General features: G+C 54.1%; 1 protein-coding gene and 1 pseudogene. Both read left to right on the forward strand.

Features of this window, described 5'->3' with window-relative positions; all coding sequences use genetic code 11:
- Nucleotides 1–4: 4 nt before the first annotated feature.
- The gene (locus ACU8YC_RS28590) at nt 5–139 is read left to right on the forward strand and encodes a putative zinc ribbon protein (RefSeq protein ID WP_446896466.1); all 135 of its coding nucleotides are present in this window, start codon (nt 5–7) and stop codon (nt 137–139) included.
- A 13-nt stretch (nt 140–152) separates the two neighbouring features.
- Nucleotides 153–353, forward strand: a pseudogene (locus ACU8YC_RS28595) (DUF3296 domain-containing protein); the annotation flags it as partial.

Below are 353 nucleotides of genomic sequence, written 5' to 3' on the forward strand. Positions count from 1 at the left end.
GGTGGTGCCTCTTGTCTGGTACTGCGTGTGGTGTGGCAATCATTACCAGGGGGGGAAGTATTGCGCCCGGTGCATGACCGGCATTTACAGCATCGAGGAAGCGAACTGGCAGCAGGGGTATTGCTGCTATATCGGGTAACGATGCAAATGCGGTGAATACACGCACTTTTTTGCAACAGGCCGTTGACCATTACCCACGACTGTCAGCATTCAGTTTTACGCTGGCACTGCCGTACAGCGAGAACATGGCCGATCACCGGTCATTGATTCTGCGTTTTTATACTGAAATCTGTAAGCGCACCGGCGAATATTCGCGGCAGCGTCAGCAGGCACGCCGTCATTCACCGCCAGCT

The sequence above is a fragment of the Citrobacter sp. VF227 genome, from assembly GCF_052950715.1.